Annotated in this window: 16 protein-coding genes; 6 read left to right on the forward strand and 10 right to left on the reverse strand. The window is 69.6% G+C overall.

What is annotated here, in order from left to right:
- Positions 1–9: 9 nt before the first annotated feature.
- The gene (locus ACT3UF_RS07335; RefSeq protein ID WP_444608143.1) at positions 10–1,296 is read right to left on the reverse strand and encodes an ISL3 family transposase; all 1,287 of its coding nucleotides are present in this window, start codon (positions 1,294–1,296) and stop codon (positions 10–12) included.
- A gap of 128 nt (positions 1,297–1,424) precedes the next feature.
- Here ACT3UF_RS07335 and ACT3UF_RS07340 point away from each other — a divergent pair, with 128 nt between their 5' ends.
- Positions 1,425–1,859 carry an NUDIX hydrolase gene (locus ACT3UF_RS07340; RefSeq protein WP_345076085.1) on the forward strand — a complete coding sequence of 145 codons (435 nt, stop codon included), beginning with the start codon at positions 1,425–1,427 and terminating at the stop codon, positions 1,857–1,859.
- 291 nt (positions 1,860–2,150) lie between these two features.
- Here ACT3UF_RS07340 and ACT3UF_RS07345 read toward each other — a convergent pair whose 3' ends face one another.
- Positions 2,151–2,924, reverse strand: a complete 774-nt coding sequence (locus ACT3UF_RS07345) for an isocitrate lyase/PEP mutase family protein (RefSeq protein WP_444608218.1) — start codon at positions 2,922–2,924, stop codon at positions 2,151–2,153.
- Between the two features lie 183 nt (positions 2,925–3,107).
- On the opposite strand from ACT3UF_RS07345, the gene galB reads away from it, so the two are divergent.
- Both galB and ACT3UF_RS07355 read left to right on the forward strand, forming a co-directional pair.
- Positions 3,108–5,834 (forward strand): beta-galactosidase GalB, encoded by a 2,727-nt coding sequence (galB, locus tag ACT3UF_RS07350; RefSeq protein WP_444608219.1) that lies wholly within the window; start codon positions 3,108–3,110, stop codon positions 5,832–5,834.
- 209 nt (positions 5,835–6,043) lie between these two features.
- Entirely contained in the window at positions 6,044–7,636 is a 1,593-nt protein-coding gene (locus ACT3UF_RS07355) for a DUF222 domain-containing protein (RefSeq protein WP_444608220.1), read from the forward strand.
- Between the two features lie 54 nt (positions 7,637–7,690).
- Here the strand turns inward: ACT3UF_RS07355 and ACT3UF_RS07360 are convergent, their stop codons facing one another.
- The 4 genes from ACT3UF_RS07360 to ACT3UF_RS07375 all read right to left on the reverse strand — a co-directional run bounded on the left by ACT3UF_RS07360 (position 7,691) and on the right by ACT3UF_RS07375 (position 12,396).
- The gene (locus ACT3UF_RS07360; RefSeq protein WP_444608221.1) at positions 7,691–8,521 is read right to left on the reverse strand and encodes a carbohydrate ABC transporter permease; all 831 of its coding nucleotides are present in this window, start codon (positions 8,519–8,521) and stop codon (positions 7,691–7,693) included.
- A gap of 1 nt (position 8,522) precedes the next feature.
- Positions 8,523–9,527, reverse strand: coding sequence for a carbohydrate ABC transporter permease (locus tag ACT3UF_RS07365; protein ID WP_444608222.1), 1,005 nt, complete (start codon positions 9,525–9,527; stop codon positions 8,523–8,525).
- Positions 9,524–10,840, reverse strand: coding sequence for an extracellular solute-binding protein (locus ACT3UF_RS07370; protein ID WP_444608223.1), 1,317 nt, complete (start codon positions 10,838–10,840; stop codon positions 9,524–9,526). Before ACT3UF_RS07370 ends, ACT3UF_RS07365 begins: the two co-directional genes overlap by 4 nt.
- Before the next feature lie 470 nt (positions 10,841–11,310).
- Entirely contained in the window at positions 11,311–12,396 is a 1,086-nt protein-coding gene (locus ACT3UF_RS07375; protein WP_441444268.1) for a Gfo/Idh/MocA family protein, read from the reverse strand.
- A 443-nt stretch (positions 12,397–12,839) separates the two neighbouring features.
- On the opposite strand from ACT3UF_RS07375, the gene ACT3UF_RS07380 reads away from it, so the two are divergent.
- From ACT3UF_RS07380 to ACT3UF_RS07390, 3 genes are all read left to right on the forward strand, one after another.
- Positions 12,840–14,213: an S-layer homology domain-containing protein gene (locus ACT3UF_RS07380; RefSeq protein ID WP_441444269.1), complete on the forward strand. Its 1,374-nt coding sequence runs from the start codon at positions 12,840–12,842 to the stop codon at positions 14,211–14,213.
- A 77-nt stretch (positions 14,214–14,290) separates the two neighbouring features.
- Positions 14,291–14,992, forward strand: a complete 702-nt coding sequence (locus ACT3UF_RS07385) for a maleylpyruvate isomerase N-terminal domain-containing protein (RefSeq protein ID WP_441444270.1) — start codon at positions 14,291–14,293, stop codon at positions 14,990–14,992.
- 164 nt (positions 14,993–15,156) lie between these two features.
- Positions 15,157–16,728 (forward strand): aspartate:alanine exchanger family transporter, encoded by a 1,572-nt coding sequence (locus ACT3UF_RS07390; protein ID WP_441444271.1) that lies wholly within the window; start codon positions 15,157–15,159, stop codon positions 16,726–16,728.
- Between the two features lie 76 nt (positions 16,729–16,804).
- Here the strand turns inward: ACT3UF_RS07390 and ACT3UF_RS07395 are convergent, their stop codons facing one another.
- The 4 genes from ACT3UF_RS07395 to ACT3UF_RS07410 form a co-directional block, all read right to left on the reverse strand.
- Positions 16,805–17,971: a Gfo/Idh/MocA family protein gene (locus tag ACT3UF_RS07395; RefSeq protein ID WP_441444272.1), complete on the reverse strand. Its 1,167-nt coding sequence runs from the start codon at positions 17,969–17,971 to the stop codon at positions 16,805–16,807.
- A 118-nt stretch (positions 17,972–18,089) separates the two neighbouring features.
- Entirely contained in the window at positions 18,090–19,172 is a 1,083-nt protein-coding gene (locus ACT3UF_RS07400) for a Gfo/Idh/MocA family protein (RefSeq protein WP_441444273.1), read from the reverse strand.
- Positions 19,169–19,915, reverse strand: coding sequence for a ThuA domain-containing protein (locus tag ACT3UF_RS07405; protein WP_441444274.1), 747 nt, complete (start codon positions 19,913–19,915; stop codon positions 19,169–19,171). Before ACT3UF_RS07405 ends, ACT3UF_RS07400 begins: the two co-directional genes overlap by 4 nt.
- Entirely contained in the window at positions 19,915–21,153 is a 1,239-nt protein-coding gene (locus tag ACT3UF_RS07410; protein ID WP_441444275.1) for a Gfo/Idh/MocA family protein, read from the reverse strand. Before ACT3UF_RS07410 ends, ACT3UF_RS07405 begins: the two co-directional genes overlap by 1 nt.
- Between the last annotated feature and the right edge of the window lie 305 nt (positions 21,154–21,458).

Here is a 21,458-nt window from a genome sequence, read left to right on the forward strand (position 1 = left end):
AGCGGGTATTCACGCTACGGTTCTCGCGGCGCTGGTCAGCAGGATACGCATCCGGTAGTTCTCGGCGTTGCGGAAGCCGCGGCCAGTGCGTTTGATGTTCTTGATGCCGGTATTCGCGGCCTCGACTCGAGCGGTGGTCGCGCCGGTGACGATGAGGACCTCGATCGCGTCCCACCAGGTCACGACCGTGTCGTAGAGCTTGGTCGCCTCGGGCATATTCGCGATCTGCACGAAGTAGCCCATCCGCATCCGTTCCTCCCAGGCCTGAGCCAGGGTGTCGGTCGCCAATAGGCGGCGGAGCTGCTCCTTGATGCCCCAGGCGGCGGAGAGCTCGTCGGTGGGGTCATCGGTGCGGAACACCGTCTCCAACCGCTCCCAGGCCCGTGGAGTGAGGGTGTCAGCGCCGCGTAGCAAAAGCATCCGGTGGGCCCAGGCCGGGTCGTCCTTGCGGCCGCGACGACCGCGATGGGTGCGGGCTAGGCGTTGACGGACGGTGGTGACCATGTCGTTTCCGAGCTTGACGAGGTGGAACTTGTCGACCGAGACCGCAGCGCGGGGCAGGTAGGTCCGCAGTGCTTTGCGGAACGCGGCCGAGGGATCGATGGCGACGATCTCGATCCGCTCCCGCCAGAGCTCGGAGCGCTGGGCGAGCCAGTCGCCGACGGCGGTGGAGTCCCGGCCGTCGACGATACCGAGGACCTGCCCGGTGGAGAGGTCGACCAGGGTCGTCATCCAGGGCTCGAACCGTCTCCAGGCACCGTCGTCGGTGCGGAACCAGCGCACCGACCGGTAGCGGTGCTCATCGATGCCCAGGCACGTCACTGACACGTCCTCGGCGGTGGGCAGGACCACGGCGGCAGCCGCCAGCGCGGCCTGGACCAGCCACCACGAGACGCCATGGGTCCGGGCGACTTCCGAGGCTGCCCGGCCAGAGGTGATCACCGCGGAGACGATCTGGTTTCGCAGCCGGGTCGTTGAGCGCGCGCGGTGCGGGACCTGGTCGGTGGCTTCCCAGAACGTGCGCCGGGCGCAGGCCGGCTCGAGGCAGAACCAGCGTCGCTTGGCCCACACCACCGCCATCGCCCCGGCCACGGGGACGTCCCGGACGTGCTGGGACCGGCGGGAGTGGACCTTGGTCGCGAGCACTCCGCACGACGGACATCCGGGCGGGACGGTCGAGGCGATCACCACTCGACGGCCTCCGTCGGGCAGGTCGATCGCGTCGATGACGTGGTAGTCGGGCAGGTTGAAGATCGTGCTCGCAGCATCTCGCTGCGAACCAGTATTCTCGTGCACAGGCTCGTGGTCCTCTGGAATGTGGATGTCTAGACAACACCCATCACAGCAGGACCACGGGCCGTTCTACGCCAGCGACGCGACGCTCTCCTTCACCACCAACCGCGAAGAGCCTGTAATCTGCGCGGATGAGCCGCGTTACACAGAAGGTTGTCTGTTATGTCATCCGAGCGGAGAAGCTCCTCGTGTTCACCCACGATGAGCTGCCTCTGACAGTCACGGGTGTGCAGGTCCCGGCGGGCTCGGTGAAGCGTGGCGAGACGTTGGAGGCTGCGGTGCGGCGGGAGCTCACCGAGGAAACAGGGCTCCACGCGGCTGGGGTTCGCTTTCTCGGGTCGCAGGAGTATGACCTCCGTCCGATGCGTGATGAGCGCGCTGTGCGTCACTACTTCAGAGTCGAGGTGGACGAGTATCCAGCGGAGGAGAGGTGGTCCGGAGCTGAGCGTGACCCGTCGAGCGGCGGCGGGCCGGTCACTTGGACGTGCTGGTGGCTCCCTCTGCATGATGCTCACGTCCTCGCTGGAGGTTTCGGCGCACTCATCGGCAGAGCGCTGTCCGACTGAGCTCGGCATTGCGCAGCACAACGGTGAGACCGGTTCACGGAGGGCCGTTTATGGTGCGGGCTCTCGTGGCGTCAGCTCGGCTGGTCCAGCTGCCTCCGCACGGTCTTGCGGGCGTGGTCTGGCACGAGGTCCCGGCTGGTGCCGAGCCGAGCAATACCGTCGGCCGGGGTGCCGGAAAGCTGGATCAGTCCGGGGGCCTGGTGAGCACGGCGGCAACGTCACTTCTCCGAGGGTGAGGGCTTTGCGCACGTCCTGCATGAGGTCCCGCGGGGCGCCAGGTGCTGGCTCCGCTCACTCCGAGGCGACCCACTCGGCCAGCTGCCCCGCCGAGACCTCGGCGAGCCACTTCTGCCACAGCGGCCCGAAGGTGATGCGGCGTGCGCCGAGCTCGGTCAGGGCGGACAGCGTGCCGGCACCGTGGCCCGTCACCGGATGGGCGGTCACGTTGACCGGCACCGAGACCGCGCCGACGAGTGCGGTGACCTGCTCCGCGGTGGTCAGCCCGACGGGGTACACGGCGCGGGCACCGGCACCCTCCATCAGCTGGATGCGCTCGACAGCTTCCGCCAGCGGGTCCGGGAAGACGTCCGTGCCGAGCTTGACCGCATCGGTGCGTCCGTTGAGCACGAACGGCACCCCGGCGGCGTCGGCCGCACTGCGGGCTGCGGCGATGTAGTCGGCGTGCTCCTGCCGATCGCGGACCCGCTTCCCCTCCCCGTGGACCACGTCCTCGATGTTCGCTCCTGCGGCGCCGGCCTCGAGCAGACGCTCGATCAGCTCCTTCGGGTCCAGGCCGTAGCCGGATTCGACGTCCGCGCTGACGGGCACCTCGACGTCCCCGGTGATCCGCGCGACCACCGCGAGGTAGTCGGCGAAGTCCATGTTCTCGCCGTCGGCGCTGCCGAGGGAATCCGCCACCGGGTGGCTGCCCACGGTGAGTGCGCGGAACCCCGCCTGCACGGCGACCCGGGCGCTCCAGACGTCCCAGACGGTGGGAAGGACCAGCACCTCGCCGGAGTCATGCAGTGCGGCGAGCGTCGTGGCACGGTCAGCGGTGTGGGACATGGTGGCCTCCTGAAGGGTCGGTCCTGCCACCATAGGCGTCGAGGAAGTCGGTGAGAAGACGCCTGTCGATCGCGTTCATCCCGCAGCCCGGAAACCCTGCGAAAGCGCTTCCCGATATACTCCGACACTGCGCACCCATCGACGGGTGAGACCCCATCCGCGAGCTCCCGGAGAGCGATCCCCATGACGCCCACGCCCCGTGAACGACTCCACCTCGAGACCGGTTGGCGGTTCCGCCGGGTGGCGCCGGACCAGGTCGACCGTGCCCTGGACTACGTGCCGTGGCCCGAGCTCGGCGAGGCGCAGGACGGCAAGGACGCCGATGCCCGCCCCGAGCAGGTGCGCCACGACGCCGCGAAGACCGGTCTGCGGCCATGGATCCTGCCCGGTGCGAACCCCTTCCTCCGCGATCCCGCGCGGCATACGCAGCGACCGGACCAGCAGCCGCCCGTGGCCCCTGACGCCGCAGACCCGGCACTGGACGACAGCGACTGGCAGCGGGTCGCCGTGCCCCACGACTGGGCGATCGCCGGGCCCTTCCTCGTCGACGGCCCTCACGGCGGCATGGGGCGCCTGGAGAGCTGGGGCGTGGGCTGGTACCGCCGCGAGCTCGAGATCCCGGTGGAGGACGCGGGCCGCTCGATCCACCTGGACATCGACGGGGCGATGTCCTATACGTCGGTGTGGCTGAACGGCTCCCTCGTGGGCGGCTGGCCCTACGGATATAACAGCTGGCGCCTGGACCTCACCCCTCACCTCGTCCCGGGCGGACGGAACCTGCTCGCGATCCGCCTGGACAACCCGCCCCGCTCGGCCCGCTGGTACCCGGGCGGAGGGCTCTACCGCAATGTCTGGCTGGTCAAGACCTCCCCGGTCGCCGTCGCGCACTGGGGCACGACGATCACCACCCCCGAGGTGGGCGCTGAGTCCGCTGTCGTGGAGATCGAGGTGGCACTCGAGAACACCGGGTCGGATCCGGTCACCGTGCAGGTCACCACGGAAATCTTCGAGATCCCCGGTTCACCCGCCGAACACGATGCCCCCGCCGCGGATGGCGACCCTGTCGAGAACTGCGTCCCCGTCGGACAACGAGCCCTCGTCGAGCGCGGCGCCCCCGTCGCCCCCGTCGCCCGGATCGAGCCGGTCACCGTCGCCGTCGGGCCCGGAGCTGCGGCGAGAACCGCCGCGTCGGCCCGGATCGACGCGCCCTCCCTCTGGGGCCCGCCGCCCACCCAGCATCCCCATCGCTATCTCGCGGTCACCACGCTGCGCCGGGGCGAGGAGATCGTGGACCAGGTCGAGACGCCCTTCGGCGTGCGTCGGATCGAGTTCGACGCCGACGAGGGTCTGCTCGTCAACGGTGAGCGGATCCGGATCCAGGGCGTGAACAATCATCATGATCTCGGGGCCCTCGGCGCGGCATTCAACGAGCGCGCCGCCGAGCGGCAGCTCGAGATCCTGCGAGAGATGGGGACGAACGCGTTGCGCACGGCCCATAACCCGCCCGCTCCGGAGCTGCTGGACCTCACCGATCGGATGGGCATCCTGGTGCTCGACGAGGTGTTCGGCTCCTGGTACGCCCGCAAGACCGATCTGGACTTCCACCTGATCTTCGAGGACTGGCACGAGGCGGATCTGCGGGCGATGATCCGGCGCGACCGCCACCACCCCTCCGTGATCCTGTGGGGGATCGGCAACGAGGTCGGCGAGCAGTACACGGAACAGGAGGGCGCCCTGGTCGCACGGCGGCTGGTCGAGATCGCCCACGAGGAGGATCCCAGCCGCCTGACCACCACGGCCATGAACTACGCGAAGCCGCACATGCCCCTGCCCGCCGAGGTCGACGTCATCGGCATCAACTATCAGGGCGAGGGCATCCGGCAGGAGCCGGTGTTCGAGGGCACCGACCGGATCCGCACCCCACCCCAGTACGGCCGGTTCCGCGAGGCCTTCCCCGACACGCCGATCATGGGCAGCGAGACCTCCTCCGCGCTGTCCACCCGCGGCACCTACCTGTTCCCCGTCGCGGAAGGGCAGAGCAACCCGGCACGGGACGGTGCCGGGGCCGACGACGCGACCTGCATGGTCAGCGCCTACGAGCTCCACGCGGTGGACTTCGGCTCGACCGCCGAGAAGGTCTTCGCCTCGCTCGAGCGGTCCCCGTTCGTGGCCGGGGAGTTCGTGTGGACCGGCTTCGACTACCTGGGCGAACCAACCCCGTACTACAGCGCCCGCAGCTCCTATACGGGCATCGTGGACCTGGCCGGATTCCCCAAAGACCGGTTCTGGCTCTACCGCGCGCACTGGCGACCCGGCGTGCCCACCGCTCACCTGCTGCCCCACTGGACCTGGCCGGGTCGGGAGGGGGAGGTGACCCCGGTGCATGTGTTCACCTCGGGGGATGAGGCAGAGCTGTTTATCAACGGCATCTCCCAGGGCCTGCGCGCCATGCAGCCAGGTCAGTTCCGGCTGCGCTGGGACGAGGTGGTCTACGCGCCAGGAGAGGTGCGGGTGCAGGCCTACCGGAACGGCGCCCCCTGGGCCGAGGACGTCATGCGCACCGCCGGCGCCCCCGCCCGCCTCGCCCTCGCCGCGGACCGCGACCGCATCGTCGCCGACGGCCGGGACCTGGCCTTTCTCACCGCACAGGTGCTGGACGCCGACGGGAACGAGGTGCCCACCGCCGACCACCTGCTGCACTTCACGGTGGAGGGGCCGGGCACCCTGGTGGCCACCGACAACGGCGACCCCACCGACTTGAACGCCTTCCCCTCCCCGGAGCGCAGGGCCTTCAGCGGCAAGGCGCTGGCCATCGTGCGCGGAGAGGCTGGCGCGACGAGCTCGCTGCGGGTCATCCTGAGCACCGACGGGCTCGAGAGCGCGGAAGTGGTGGTTGAGCTGCACAGGTGACGGTGCGGGAGCTCCTGCGCCCCCGCAGGTGGGCTGTGCTGAGCCCAGCGGGGCGGGGAGTCCCGAGCCTGACAGCGGGCACCGTTCTGAACCCGACGGTTCCTCCACAGGGCCGTGCTCTCCACATTCCCGGAGGACCGGTAGCGGAGGCGACGAGGGATTGATGGGCTGGTGACGGACCCGAGATCACCTGCAGGTGGGAGACCGTCATGACCCTCGTTCCGCTGTCCCCTGGCGGTGCCGAGCCCGCACCGCTGAATCGTGTCGCCGCCGAGTCCCTGGGTGAGCGCATCCAGCAGCAGGCAGCGACGATCGCGGCGGCGACCTGTGAGCTGCTGCTGATGGTCGGTGAGTTCGAGGCTCGTGGCGCGGTGGGCTGGTTCGTCGGCCTGAAGTCGACGGCGCACTGGTTGTCCTGGTCCTGCTCGATGGCGCCTGGCACCGCGCGAGAGCATGTGCGGGTGGCTCGAGCGCTGCCGTCGATGCCGCTGACGGTGAAGGAGTTCCGAGCCGGGCGCCTCTCCTACTCGAAGGTCCGCGAGATGACCCGCGTCGCGGACAGGGTCGACGAGAAGCTGCTGGTCGAGATGGCCCGGGGGATGACGGCGTCGCAGCTGTCCCGCACGATCGCCGGCGTCCGTGCGGTCGATGGCATCCGTCTGGGACAGGACGCCGCCCGGCAGGCCGCCTGGTTCGTGCGCGAGGACGGCATGATCGAGATCCGCGCGGTGCTGCCGGCGGAACTCGGGGCAGAAGTGCTGGCAGCCCTGGAGCTCGCGATGGATCGAGACGGAAGCGAGCCGCCCGCACCCGAGAGCTCGGCACCGACCGCGCCCTCACCGTCAGACGCCCTGAGGGAGACCGAGTCGGACCCCGCGGGAACCGACTCGGCCTCAGAACGCGCAGCCGAGATCACCACCACCGCGACACTCGAGCAGCGCAAAGCAGATGCGCTCCACAGCCTCGCCCGCACCTACCTCGATGCCGAGCCCGATGACCGCTCCGGAGAGGACAGGCATCTGGTGATCGTGCAGGTCAGCGCCGAGGCGCTCGCCCAGAGCGTTCCCGCGGGAACGCCAACGGCCTCGGCTCCGGACACTCCCGTGGACGAGCCACCCGCGCCACCCGCACCGCCCGACGACGTTCCCGCGGGAACGCCCCCACGGTGCGGCGTGCTCGGAGCGGGGCCGCTCGAAGTCGCCACCGCGGAGCGTCTGGCCTGCACCGGCAAGGTCGCCGTGGTGATCACGGACGCGGGTGGCGAGGTCCTGCACCTGGGCAGGTCACAGCGTCTGGCCTCCCGTGTACAGCGCAGGGCGCTGCGGTTGCGGGACGCCACGTGCACCTTTCCCGGTTGTCACCAGGTCAAGCATCTCGACGCTCACCATCTGCTCCCGTGGTCCCGGGGCGGTCCTACGGATATTGAAGGGCTCGCGCTCCTCTGCCGTCGCCACCATGTGATGGTCCACGAGGGTGGGATGCGGATGCTGCTCGATTCTGCTCGCCTCTCACTGCACCACCGACGGTTCCAGGTGCTCGACAGCACCGGGAGACCGGTACAGGCCCGTTGGCCGGCCATGCTCGAACAGTTGCGGTTTCGAGAAGAACCTGTTCGGGAAGACCCCGTTGGAGCGGACTCCGGCCACCTGGACACCCCGGCGTCGGATGGCAGGAGAACGGCCGCGGCGACCTCGCCCGAATTAGATCCAGGACGGATCGCCGCGACCACCGCTGGCGACGGTTTCCACCTCGCAGCCTGCGTCGATGCGCTATGTCAGAGCATCATCGAGCTGGCCGCCTGAGGTCGGCCTCGGTGCGGGGCGTGCCTGCGGCGCGGGGCTGCCTGCCGCACAGGACTACTTGCTGAAGCCCGCCGTCAGGCCGCTGATCAGCTGGCGACGGCCCGCGATGTAGAGCACCAGGATGGGCAGTGCGGAGAGCATCACCGCGGCCAGCACGGCCGGGATGTTCACCGTGAACTCGCCCTGGTAGGCCCACAGGGACAGCGGCAGCACACGCTTGTCGGAGCTCTGGGTGAGCACCAGCGGGAACAGGAACCCGTTCCACACCTGCAGAGCGTCATAGATGCCCACGGTGACCACGGCCGGCTTCGCCAGCGGCAGCACCAGTGAGCGGAACATCTGCCAGTCGTTGGCGCCGTCGATGGTCATCGACTCGTAGAGCTCCCCTGGCACGTCCCGCAGGAAGTTGGTCAGGATCAGGATGGTGATCGGGATGGCGAAGGCGATCGAGGGCAGGATCAGCGCCCAGAGGGTGTCGTACAGGCCCAGCTGCACGATCAGGTAGTAGATCGGGATGATCGTGGCCTGCAGCGGGATCGCGATGCCCATCAGGAACAGCTTCTGGCTGAATCTCGCCAGGCGCGTCCGTGAGCGCACGATGACGTAGCTGGCCAGCAGCGAGGCGGTCACCACGGCGACCACCGTGATCACGGTGACGAACACCGAGTTCGCGAAGTAGCGCAGGAAGTCGTTCTCGAGCACATAGCGGAACGGCTCGAGGGTGAACTCGGAGGGCAGTGACAGCGGGTTCGAGGAGAAGTAGTCCTCGCGCGGCCGCACGCTGGTGACGACGATGTAGTAGATCGGCACCAGGATCACCAGCAGCCAGGCGAAGCCCAGCAGGCCGCCGACGACGTTGGGGGAGCGATGTGTTCTCGTGCTCATCTCAGGCGCCCTCCATCTGGCTCTCCATGCGATCCGCGCCCGAGACGCGGTTCAGGATCAGCGACAGGGTCAGTCCCACGGCCACCAGGATCACGGCGATCACGCTGGCCGGGCCCATCTGGTAGGAGCGGAATCCGGTCAGATACATGTCCAGCGGCAGGATGCGGGTGGCATTGCCGGGCCCGCCACCGGTCAGGATGAACACCAGGTCGAAGTAGGTCAGCGAGCCGACCAGCATCAGGGTGGAGCTGGTGACGATCGTGTACTTCAGCTGCGGCAGGGTGACGTTGAAGAACTGCCGCACCCTCCCCGCGCCGTCGAGCGTGGCCGCCTCGTACATCGAGGTCGGGATCTGCCGCACGCCCGCCTGATACAGCAGCGAGTGGAAGGGTACGAAGGACCACGAGATCACCATGATCAGGGTGTAGAAGGCGAAGGTCGGCGAGCCCAGCCAGTCCTGGCTGAGGAAGTCCAGACCGAAGGCACGAGAGATGCCGAAGTTCGGATCCAACAGCGCCTTGAACGCGATGCCGGTGGCCGCCGCCGAGAACAGCAGCGGCAGGAAGTACAGCACCGAGAACACCTCGCGGTAGCGCTGGTGCCCGGCCATGAAGACGCCCAGCAGCAGACTGAGCGGGAACTGCACCGCGTAGCTCAGCACCGTCATCAGCAGCGTCAGCCACATGGCGTTCAGCGTCACGGGATTCTGGAACACCTGGAACCAGGCGGTGAGGCCGGCGAACTGCGGCGTGCCCAGTCCGTCCCAGGCGAAGAACGAGAGCACCACCACGCCGGCCAGGGGCAGCAGCGCGAACACCCCGAAGAAGCTCAGGGCGGGAACCAGCAGCCAGTTGCTGGGTCCGGTCTGCAGGTGCCGACGATCGCCGGAGCGGCCGACGCTCCCGCCCGGGTGGGCCGACGAGGGCGGGGTGCCCTCGTCGGCCGAGGTGGCGGCAGCGGCAGCGTCGGCACCGGTGCGGGGTGCGTGCGACTGCCCGGCGGTCATGCCGACAGGGTCGCATTCATGTTGGACACGAACTCTTCGGGCTGGATCTCTCCGAGGAAGATGCGGGAGAGGTTGTTCAGCAGCTCCTGCGCGGGGGCCGGGGACAGGGCCTGGTCCCAGGACAGCTGGAAGTGCGGAGCGTTCAGCACCATGTCGTAGGCGAAGGACAGGAAGGCCTCGTCATCCAGCCCGCCGAAGGACTCCTCGAGCCCGGAGACCGCCGGGATCGCACCCATCGCCAGGAAGTTGTCGACCATGTCCTGGTTGAGGTTGAACTCGTTGAGGTACTTGATCGCGAGCTCCTGGATCTCCGGCTCGGCAGCGGCCGAGACCGACCAGTAGTTGGCCGGGTTGCCGACCACGTTGGCGGGATCGCCCGCGCCGCCGTCCTTCGCCGGGAAGTTCAGGAACCCGAGGTTCCCCTCGGCCACGAAGTCCGGTGCGTCCTGCTTGAAGGTGCCGTAGACCCAGCTGCCCTGCAGCAGCATCGCGGCCTGTCCGGTGTGGATCAGGGCGGCGTCGGCACCGGCGTCGGCGGCGACCGAACCGAAGGCGTTGCCGAACGCGCCGGCGTCCTTCAGCTCGATGATCGCCTCGAGCGCCGAGGTGATCGCCGGATCGGACCAGGCATCGGCCTCGCCGGCGACGATCTTCTGGAAGACGCCCTCGCCGCCGATGCGGTCGGTGAGGTACTGGATGTACATCAGCTCCGGCCAGATGCTCTGCCCGGCCAGGGAGAGCGGGGTGATGCCGGCCGCGGAGAAGGTCTCCACCGCGGTCATCAGCTCGGCCCAGGTGGTGGGCGGCGTGACGGAGTGCTCCTCGAACAGGGCGGTGTTGTAGTAGAGGATCACCGGCTGGGTGTCGTTGTTGGGGACGCCGTACTGGGCGCCGTCCACCTGGCCCACCTTCCCGATCGACTCGATCGTGCGGGAGAGCACGTCGTCGACCTTGCCGGTGAGGTCCACGACCGCCTCGTTGGCCACGTAGTCGGCCAGGGTGCCGCCGGCCCAGTTGAAGACCAGGGTGGGGGAGTTGCCGGAGCCGATCGCGGTGCGGATCTTCTCCTTGTAGGAGTCGTTGGCGAAGTACTCGACGGCGAAGGGGTTGTCGGGGTTCGCCTCGTCCCACGCATCGAAGGACGCCTGGTAGGTGTCCTGCTTGGCGCCGGTCAGGGCCCAGACGGAGAGGCTCGAGGGCGAGCCGCCTCCACCGCTGGGCTGCGTGCCGCCTCCGCAGGCGCTGAGGACGGCGAGGGACGGGATCGCCAGGCCGAGGCCCGCGAGAGTTGCGCGGCGGGTGGGTTGCATCATTGCTGCCTCCAGGGTCACGGACCGACACTTGACTGAAAGATTTCGGAAACTAATGTCGGTGCCGTTAAGTTAATCCCTCTTACTGCCACAGGTCAAGCGGGAGGGGGAGCATTCGTGTCTCAGCCCGTCGTGACGTGCGCACAGCGCGTCGGGGTGTCGGCGGAGAGGCGCGCCGCGGGGCCCTGGGAAGCGAAGAAAACTTTCGCGAGAAGCAGTGTGGGCGGTGCAGTCCGGACAGGTGGAGGCGAGAGGCCGACGGGCTGCGGACTCCTCGGCGCGCCCTGCACGCAGAACGATCCCGGTCGATTCCGAGCCAGATCGGTGGGGCATCTGGCTCGGAATCGACCGGGATCGTGAGAAGGGCGCCGCGACAAGGGTGCCGCGAGCCGCGAGCCGCGAGCCGCGAGCCGCGAGCCGGGTGTCGGGGCGGGGCGGGGCGGCGCCGGTCGCTGGGCGCCGGTCAGGTGGGGTCAGGCGCGGCCGGTGAGCTCCCGGGCCCGCTCCTGTGCGGTGATCGCCAGTTCCACGGCCTTGAAGGCGTGCTCCTGGGTCATGGCGTTCTCGGTGCGGTTCAGCACGTCCAGGATCAGCTCCCCGAAGAAGGGGTAGCCCACCTCGCCGGTGGCGTTCATGCGGTGCTCGCCCTCGCCGTCGACCAGGATCACCTGGCCGCCGCCGTTGTCGGTCGTGACGTCGACGTACTTGCGCAGCTCGATGTAGCCCTCGGTGCCGAGGATGAACGTGCGACCGTCACCCCAGGTGCGCAGCCCGGCGGGGGTGAACCAGTCCACGCGGACGAAGCCGGTGGCGCCGCTGGAGAGCGCGATGTGTGCGTCGCCGTAGTCGTCGAGCTCGGGGTGCTCGGGGTTGCCGAAGTTGCCGATCGAGCTGGAGAGGATCTCGGCATCGTCGGAGCCGGTGAAGGCGAGCATCTGCTCGAAGTTGTGGCTGCCGATGTCGGTGAGGATGCCGCCGTAGCGGGCGCGCTCGAAGAACCAGTCGGGACGCGAGGACGGGTCCCCCATGCGGTGCGGGCCCATGCCCTGGACCTGGAGGACCTTCCCGATCGCGCCGCGGTCGATCAGCTGACCGGCCAGCACGGCAGCCTCGACATGGATCCGCTCGGAGTAGTAGACGGCGTACTTCTTGCCGGTCCGCTCGACAGTATCGCGGGCCTGAGCAAGCTGCTCGCGGGTGATCAGCGGGGTCTTGTCGGTGAAGTAGTCCTTGCCGGCCTCCATCACGCGGATCCCCAGCGGGGCGCGATCGACGGGCACTGCGGCGGCGGCGACAAGATGGACCTCGGGGTCGGTCAGGACCTGCTCTTCGCTGGTCGCGACCTCGACCTGGGGGAACTTCTCCTTGAACGCGGCGGCGCGCTCGGGCTGGGGGTCGTAGACCCACTTCAGGGTGCCGCCGGCGTCCAGCAGGCCCTGGGTCATCCCGCCGATGTGGCCGTGGTCGAGGTGCATCGCGGCGAAGACGAACTCGCCGGGCTCCACGACAGGCTTCGGCATCGAGTCCGGGGCGTAGTTGGCTCCTTCGGAGACAGCCATGGGGAGGTCCTTTCGGTGGAGGGGGCGGCAGGACGGCATCGGCCGCCCCGGGCCCAGGCGGGCCGGCGTCGGACCGCGCCATCGCGGGGCGGTGTCGCCAGTGGCGCCGCTGGGTGGCTACCGGGTCAGTGTCATGCATCACGCTCGCCGTCGCCGCTATATGCCGGATGTTGCCAGGTTCGGGCAGGGGCTGGAGGGAGAGCAGGGATTCTGTGGCAAACAGTCGGACCGAGCCGGGGAACCAAGGTCTGACCAGGGGTTGGAGTCGCGTGTGCAGAAGATGCTGGCCTATGATCCGGCTGGACTCTCCGAAGCACCCGCTCCGACGTCCAGCGACACATGTCGCTCAGCGCCTCCGTCAACGGCGACGGCCAGGAGCTCGCAGCACCCGCAAGTCCACCATTCCCCCGGGTCCTCAGGGATCCACGTCCGAAGGAGCCCTCGTGCCCTGGTCGACCTCTCTGCCTGCCTCGGCGGTGCCCGTCAGGCTCCGCCGCGCCTGGACGATCCTGCTGACCGTTCTCCTCAGCATCGCGCTCCTCCCCGGTCTCGGCGCCGGACCTGCGCATGCCGAGCCGCTGGACAAGGCACAGCCCGGGCTGCTCTCCGTCACCGATGCGCGCCGCGCACTCTCCACCATGGCGGTCGATCGCAACGGTGCCGACTCCGGATACCACCGCGACCACTTCTACAAGTCCTGGCGTGTGGTCACCGCACAGAAGGGCAGCAGCCGCGGATTGCGCAGCTGGTACGGATGGGATTCGTACACGGCGAGCAGCTGGAAGGAGCCGGATGTGACCCGCGCTCTCGCCCCGAAGAAGGGCTGCGACGCCCGCGAGATCACCTTGATCCGGGACGCCGTGAACGGCGACGTGCGCTGGAACGCGGGTGACTGCAGGGTCACAGGCGGCCGCTGGTACGAGGCCTATGCCGGCAGGACCACCACCGATGCCTCCTCCCTGGACATCGAGCACATCGTGGCGATGCAGGATGCCTGGAACAACGGCGCCAAGGGCTGGCACGCGGACCAGCGCCTGCAGTTCTCCCATGACCCGCTGGTCCTGGCCGCCGTCTCCGCGTCGGAGAACCGCTCGAAGGGGTCTCGGGGCCCCGCGCAGTGGAAGCCGAGCAACAAGGCGGCCTGGCCCGCCTACGCCCAGCGCTACATCTCGATCAAGAGCAACTACGACCTGACCCTCTCCAGCGAGGCCGAGCGCACCGCGCTGTGGCAGATGATCGGCGGCGCGCCGGCACCGTCGAAGCCCAGCACTCCCGCGGGACCGTTCAAGGACGTCCGGCACGGCCAGGAGCACTATCAGGCGATGGCGTGGATGAAGTCCGCGAAGATCTCCACCGGGTGGTCCGACGGCACGTACCGACCCCTGCAGCCGGTCAACCGGGATGCGATGGCGGCGTTCCTCTACCGGATGGAGGGATCCCCGAAGGTGTCCCTGCCGAGCCGGTCCCCGTTCCGGGACGTGAGGCCGGGTCAGGAGCACTACACGGCGATCATCTGGGCGTATCAGAAGGGCATCACCACCGGGTGGGACGACGGGACCTTCCGGCCCACGCAGGCCATCGACCGTGATGCGATGGCGGCCTTCCTCTACCGATTCGCCGGGAAGCCCGCCTACTCCGCGCCGACCAGGTCGCCGTTCACGGACGTGCGACCGGGTCAGATGTTCGCGCGCGAGATGGCATGGATGAAGTCCACGGGGATCTCGACAGGCTGGTCCGACGGCACGTATCGGCCGGCCCAGCCCGTCAAGCGCGATGCGATGGCCGCATTCCTGCACCGGTACTCGCAGAAGTTCTGACCGGCCCAGCAGCAGGGACGCGGAGCGCCCGGTCGTCGACCAGGTGGAGCCGCGCCCCTGCTGCTAGCGTGCCGCGCGTGGACCTCTTCACCCTCAGCTGGACGGCGCTGCGCAACGCTGCGACCGCGCTTCCGGACGCCGCCCTGGATCGTCCCTCCGGCTGCCGCGGCTGGCTGGTGCGGGATCTGCTGTGCCATCTGGTCCTCGGTGCGCAGGATGTGCTGATCGCCCTCGCGACTCCGGCGGAGACGGCGCCCACGGCGGACGCTCTGAGCTTCTGGACCCCTCGACCGATCCCGCCCGACGGGCAGGGCCACGATCCGCGGGCCGCCCTGACCGTGAGGCTCGCCGCCGCCTACGAGGACCCCGCCCTGCTGCGCGGCCACCTCGAGGACGTCGGCGCTGCCGCCGGGCGCGCCGCCCTGCTCGCCCATCCTGACCTGCCGGTCTCCACGCACGGCAAGACTCTGACCGTGCGCGACTATCTCAGCGCTCACGTGCTCGAGTGGACCCTGCACCACCTCGATCTGATCGAGCACTCAGGCCCGATCGAGGGGACTGCGGGCGACGGAGGACCTGTCGCGGGCCCACCGGCCGCGTCCTCGGCCGCCTCGCGTGACATGGTCGAGCGGCGACTGCGGCTGCGCCTGCCGGAAACCTGGACCGACGCCGACGCGCTGCGGATCGCGACCGGCCGACGTCCCGCCACGGAGGCCGAGCAGGCAGAGCTCGACGCCCTCGGTCCGCGCGGGCAGATGCTGCCGCTGTCCTTCGGCTGAGCACCCACGCCCTTCGTCACGGTCAGTCGCGGCCGTGACCTCGCACAACTCCGCTGCACGGGCGCCCCACGCCGGGTCTATCGTGGGAGGCCACTCCATAGGCGGTGCCCGCGCACACCGCGTCCGGATCCGGTGCTCCGCGGCGGGCACAGGAAAGGCTCACCGTGATCGACGTCCTCGAGGGGAGCCCGCTCCTCACGCTGTTCCTGGTCGTCGCCACGGGTGCCCTGCTCGGCGCGATCCCCTTCGGCCGGATCCGCCTCGGCGCCGCCGGTGCGCTGTTCACGGGTCTCGCGCTCTCCGCGATCGCCCCGCACCTCGGCGCGGGCATGGAGATCGTCCAGACCCTGGGCCTGGCGCTGTTCGTCTACACCGTCGGGATCTCCGCCGGTGCCGCCTTCTTCGGCTCCCTGAACCGTCAGCTCCCGCTGCTCGCGGCCGCCACCCTCAGCACCGTGCTCGCCGCGGCCGCGACCCTCGTGCTCGGCCAGGTGCTGGGCCTGACCCGAGACCTGTCGCTCGGCCTGTTCACCGGCGCGCTCACCGCTGCCCCCGCGCTCGATGCCGCCTCGCGCCTGACCGGCACCTCCGGCCCCTCGGTGGGCTATGCCTTCGGGTACCCGATCGGTGTGATCGTCGGGATCGTGCTGGTCTCGAGCATCGTCACCCGCGCCTGGCCGGGACGGAAGGACACCCCGGCGCTGGCCGGCACCAGCCTGGCCTCCACCACCGTGCGCGTGCAGCATTCGGTGAACCTGAGGGATGTCCCGCAGTGGCACCAGCAGCAGGTGCGCTTCTCCTACCTGCGCCGCGACGACAGGGTGCGGGTGATCGTGCCGGGAGAGGATCTGCTGGTCGGGGACGAGGTGGTCGCCGTCGGCCTGCCCGATCAGGTCGAGGCCGTCACCGCGGTGCTCGGCGAGACCAGCGACCGGCACATCGCGCATGACCGCTCGCTGGTGGAGTTCACCCGGCTCACCGTCTCCAACCCGGACCTCGCCTCCCGCTCGATCGCCGAGCTGAACCTGCCGGTGCGCTTCGGCGCGGTGGTCACCCGGGTGCGGCGCGGCGACCTCGAGCTGCTGGCCCGCGACGACCTCGTCCTCGAACCGGCCGACCGCCTCGCCGTGGTGGTGGACCGCAGCCGCCTGGATGCCGTCCACGCCTTCCTCGGCGACTCGGACCGCAAGGCGGGAGAGCTCGACGTGCTCTCCCTCGGGCTCGGCCTGATGCTCGGCGTGGCGCTGGGCCTGGTGAGCCTCCCGATGCCCGGCGGCGGCAGCTTCTCCCTGGGCCCGGCCGCGGGCCCGCTGCTGGTGGGAATGGTGCTCGGCGCCCTGCGCCGCACCGGCCCGGTGGTGTGGGCGCTGCCGGGCAGCGCCAACCGCACGCTGCGCCAGCTGGGACTGCTGCTCTTCCTCGCCGGGCTCGGCCTCACCGCCGGACCGGCGGTCGCCGCGATGCTCGCCTCACCGACCGCATGGCGGGCGGCGGTGCTCTCCGCAGTCGTCGCGACGCTCGGCTGCCTCACCCTGGTGATCGCCGGACGCTGGGTGCTGGACCTCTCGGCCCCGCGCGCTGCGGGCGCGGTGGCCGGCTTCCTCGGGCAGCCGGCGGTGCTCGAGGCCGCCAACGCCCGACGGGCCGACGAGCGCATCGAGGCCGCCTACGCCACGCTGTTCGCCTTCTCCATCGTGGTGAAGATCCTGCTGGTCCCCGTCATCTGGAACCTGTGACGCGGCAGCGCCCGTGACCCGTCGGACCCGGGTCCCGTCGGCCCCTTGACCCGCGCGCGCAGGGCCATGGAGTCCTCTACGCGTGGGTGGAGCCGATGATCGACTCGCCCTCCTGCGACCGCACCGAGGCGGTCTTCTCGAAGAAGTGCGGGGCCCGCTGGACGAGCGTGCCCGCGTGGTACCAGGGGTCCTCGGGCAGGATCGGCAGATCGATCGTGCGGCGTTCGATCGCCGCGGCGTAGATCGCGGTCACCAGCTCGATCGCGTCCTTCCCCGCCTGCCCGTCGATCAGCGGGGCCCGCTCCTCCCGGAGCGCGGCGAGCACATCCCCGATCTGCCCGGCATGGCCGGTGTGCGCGAGCGGGACCTGCGCCGCGGCGAGCGCCTCGAGCTCCCGGACCAGCTCCCGGTTCCCGCCGGTCTCGGGGAAGCCGTTGGGGCGGGGAGTCTCCGCCGCGACCGTCCAGGGCTGGGAGATCCGGGCATGCTCACCCTGGATCACGACCTCCTGCTGCTCGCCGTGATGGACCACCGAGCTGGTCAGCTCCGCCAGCCCCCGCTCGTACTGCAGGATCGCCGCGGAGAGATCCTCGACCTCGGCGTTGTCGTGCCCGGCGTTGGTCATCATCGCCGCGACCGCCTGGGGACGGCCCAGCAGCCACAGCGTGAGGTCGAGGTGGTGGATCGCGTGGTTCAGCGTGGGCCCGCCGCCCTCGGAGGCCCAGGTCCCGCGCCACCACAGGTCGTAGTAGGAACGGCCACGCCACCACGCCGAGGCGATCCGGGCATGGGCGATGCGGCCGATCCTCCCCGTCTCGAGCACGGCCTTCAGCTGGGCCAGATCATCCCGGAAGCGGTTCTGGGCGACCACCGAGAGGAGCCTGCCGGAGCGTCGCTGCGCGTCGAGCATCCGGTCGCACTCCTCGAGCGAGGGCGCCATCGGCTTCTCCACGATCACATGCACCCCGGCCTCGAGCGCCTCCACGGTCAGCGCGCAGTGCGTGCCCGGCGGAGTGGCGATCGAGACCAGGTCCAGGTCCTCCGCGGCGAGCATCGCGCCCGCTGTGTCGTAGACCCGCGCCCCGTCCGGGCCGTCCAGGCCATGCGCGGCGCGGGAGGCCTCGGCCTTGGCCGGATCGATATCTGCGAGGCCGACGATCCGCACCTCGTCCGGGAACTCGAGATAAGCGGCCAGATGGGCGCGGGAGATGTTCCCGATGCCGATGATGCCGATGGAGAGCATGGAGGAGGTGCCTTTCCGGCGGGGTGACGGGTCTACGAGCGGACGGGACGGCGGGTGAGCGATCTGGCGGGACTGCGGGAGGGCGATCCCCGCTCCCGCAGTCCCTCGGGGTGGTCGGTCAGGGCGCGGAAGGCGCGAGCGAGAGCAGGGCGACCGCCTCCGGGCGCTCGCAGGTGCTCGCGATCTCCACCCGGGTCCCCGAGTGCGCGGACTCGAGCACCGCGTTCATGGTCTCCAGGACGTGCTGACCGAGCTGGCCGCTGGCCCGCAGCTGCTCATCGCGCATCGCCATGTCCTGCAGCCCGATCCCGCGCGAGGCGCCCTCGTAGCCCGCCGAGACGGGAAGCACCTCCCAGTCCTTGCCGTCGAGGCGTCGGATCGAGACCTCGCCGGCGAAGTGGTTCGGGTCGGGGACCGCAAGCGTGCCCTGGCTGCCATGGATCTCGATGGGGTGGATCGAGGTCGCGACCGCGTCGAAGCTCATCACCAGCGTGGACAGCGCCCCGGACTCGTGGACGAGCACCCCGGTGACGTGGGTGTCGGTGCTGACCGGGATGGACTCCCCGGCGCGAGGGCCGGAGCCGATGGTGCGCGTGTCCCGTGCGCGGCTGGCCGCGCCGATCACCGCGGCGACCGGGCCCAGCAGGGTGACCAGCGCATGGATGTAGTACGGGCCCATGTCCAGCAGCGGACCGCCGCCTGGCTTGTAGTAGAAGTCGGGCTGCGGATGCCAGCGCTCGTGGCCGGGGCAGACCATTGTGGCGGTGGCGGCGATGGGCAGGCCGATCAGGCCCTCGTCGATCGCGGCGCGGGCGGTCTGGGTACCGGTGCCCAGCACCGTGTCGGGCGCGGAGCCGATGAGCACTCCCGCGTCCGCGGCGGCGGCGAGCACCGCCTGCCCCTCCTCGGTGGTGACCGCGAAGGGCTTCTCGGAGTAGACGTGCTTGCCCGCAGCGATCGCCTTCAGATCGATCTCGGCATGCGCCGCGGGGATGGTCAGGTTCAGCACCGTGTCCACCTCGGGATCGCTGAGCAGCGCATCGACGCTCAGGGCGCGCACGCCCTCATGCTCAGCGGCGACTGCCTCCGCGCGTGCCGCGTCGAGATCCGCGACCGCCACCAGTTGCACATCCGGGAGGTGCCCGAAGGTCGCCAGGTACTGGGCTGCGATGACGCCGCAGCCGATCATGCCCACCTTCATCGGGTCGCCTCCGCCTTCACGTGGTCGCCGTAGGGCTGCTCGGAGCCGCGGGCGGCCCAGAGCATGCCGCGCTCGATCACGGTGCGGACGTTGGGATCCTCGAGCACCTCGACGCGGTGGCCGGGGGTGGAGACGAAGATCCGGCCCTCGCCCCACTGGCGGGTCCACAGCGCGGGCGAGGTGATCTCACGGTGCCAGGGGTCCCACTCGCGGACCTTCTGGGTGGTGGTGGCGAGAACATCGCAGTAGTCGTCCGCGAGCACCCAGTACTGCTCGGTGACCAGGTCGAAGTCGGTGATTCCCTGGGTGATGGGGTGCTCTGCGGCGGCGGGGAGCATGTTCACCGTGTACGGCACGTAGTTGTCGGCCTGCTCGCCCGTGCGCTCGTCAGGGTGCTTGCCCGGGTGGCAGCCGAACTGGCCACCGATCAGGGTGAGGTAGTCGGACTCGTTGCGGTAGGAGTCGGCGATGCCGCCGTGCCAGCCGGCCATGCCGGTGCCCGCTTCGATCGCGGCGCGCAGCCCTTCGAACTGGGGCCGCTCGATGGAGTTCATGGTGTTGCACTGGACGATCAGGTCGACCGTGGCCATGTACTCCGCGGCGGCGTAGATCGCGGGGGAGTCCTCGATCCGGACCGTGAAGCCGTTCTCCTCGAGGAAGGGGATGAACAGGTCGGTGGCCTCGACGGGCTGGTGCCCGTCCCAGCCGCCGCGGACGACGAGGCAGGTGCGAGTGGTGGTCATCAGGCGGTCTCTTCCGTGGTGGGGGTCGTGGTGGTGGTCATGTTCATCGGGTCGATGCGGGTCCAGCTGCTGCCGCTGCTGGAGCTGGTCTCGACCGCGGCGAGGACGTGCTGGACCTGCAGCGCCTCCTCGAAGGAGGGGGAGGGGTCGGTGCCCTCACCGATCGCGGTGACGAGGTCCGCGATCTGGTGGGTGAAGGTGTGCTCATAGCCCAGGCCATGCCCGGTGGGCCACCAGGCCGCGGCGTAGGGGTGCTCGGGCTCGGTCGTGAGGATGCGGGTGAAGCCCTGACGTCCGGCCGGGGCCGTCGCGTCGTAGACCTCGAGCTCGTTCATCCGCTCGAAGTCGAAGGCGATCGAGCCGTCGGCGCCGTTGATCTCCACACGCATCGCGTTCTTGCGGCCCTGCGCCATCCGGGTGGCTTCGAAGGAGCCGAGCACACCGGTCTCGAAGCGGGCGGTGAACAGGGCGACATCGTCGACCGTGACGTTCTGGCGCTCGGCGGAGGCGTCACCCTTGCCGCCGAGACCCTGCGCGGTGCCGGCTGCGGGACGGGTGGCGACCACTGTCTCCAGGGTGCCGGAGACCGAGGCGATCTGCTGCCCGGTGAGCCACTGGGTGAGATCGATGATGTGCGCGCCGATGTCGCCGAGCGCTCCGGAGCCGGCCTTCTCCTTGTCCAGCCGCCAGGTCATCGGGGACTCCGCATCGGCGAGCCAGTCCTGGAGGTACTGGGCACGGATCTGGCGGATCTCGCCGACAGCACCCTCGCTGATCAGCTGGCGGGCGTAGGCCAGCGCCGGGGTGCGACGGTAGGAGAAGCCGCAGAGCGATCTGGCGCCCTTCGCACGCGCCTCGACTGCGGCGGCAGTCATCTCCGCGGACTGCTCGACCGAGTTCGCCAGGGGCTTCTCGCACAGCACGTGCTTGCCCGCCGCGAGCGCGGCCATCGCGATCTCGTAGTGGGTATCGCCCGGGGTGCAGATGTCGATGACATCGATCTCGGGATCCTCGATCACGTCCTGCCAGCGGGTGGTGGTCTGCGCGAATCCGTAGCGCTCGGCGGCGGCGACCAGGGAGCTCTCCGTACGCCCGGCCAGGGTGCGCAGCTGCGGGGTGAGCGGCAGGTCGAAGAAGCGGTGGGCATTGCGCCAGGCATGGGAGTGGGCGGCGCCCATGAAGCCGTAGCCGATCATGCCGACGTTCAGGGTGCCGGTGCGGGCTTGCGTCGTGGTCATCGGTGAAGCACTACTCCTGAGTGAAAGTTTCGGACGGAATGAGTCTCGCCTGTGAGGCGTCCGGGACGCGGGCGTCCGCAGTCGAAGCTGGCGCAAGGAATCGTTACGACCAGCGTTCTGAGCCTATGACAGCGCATTCCTGGACGCTAGGGCCGTCCCGGGATGCTGTGTACTCACCCTATCGGAGAGAGGCTGTTGACCCCATGATCCCCCCTGTCGTACGCTCGCGCCACCGAAAGCAACCGAAAAGGTTGCTAAACCTAGATCGAAAATGCCTCCGGGACGCAGACGCGGGGAGCGGGTCG

Origin of the sequence: Brachybacterium sp. AOP24-D1-21 (assembly GCF_052378665.1) — a bacterium.
Classification (GTDB): domain Bacteria; phylum Actinomycetota; class Actinomycetes; order Actinomycetales; family Dermabacteraceae; genus Brachybacterium.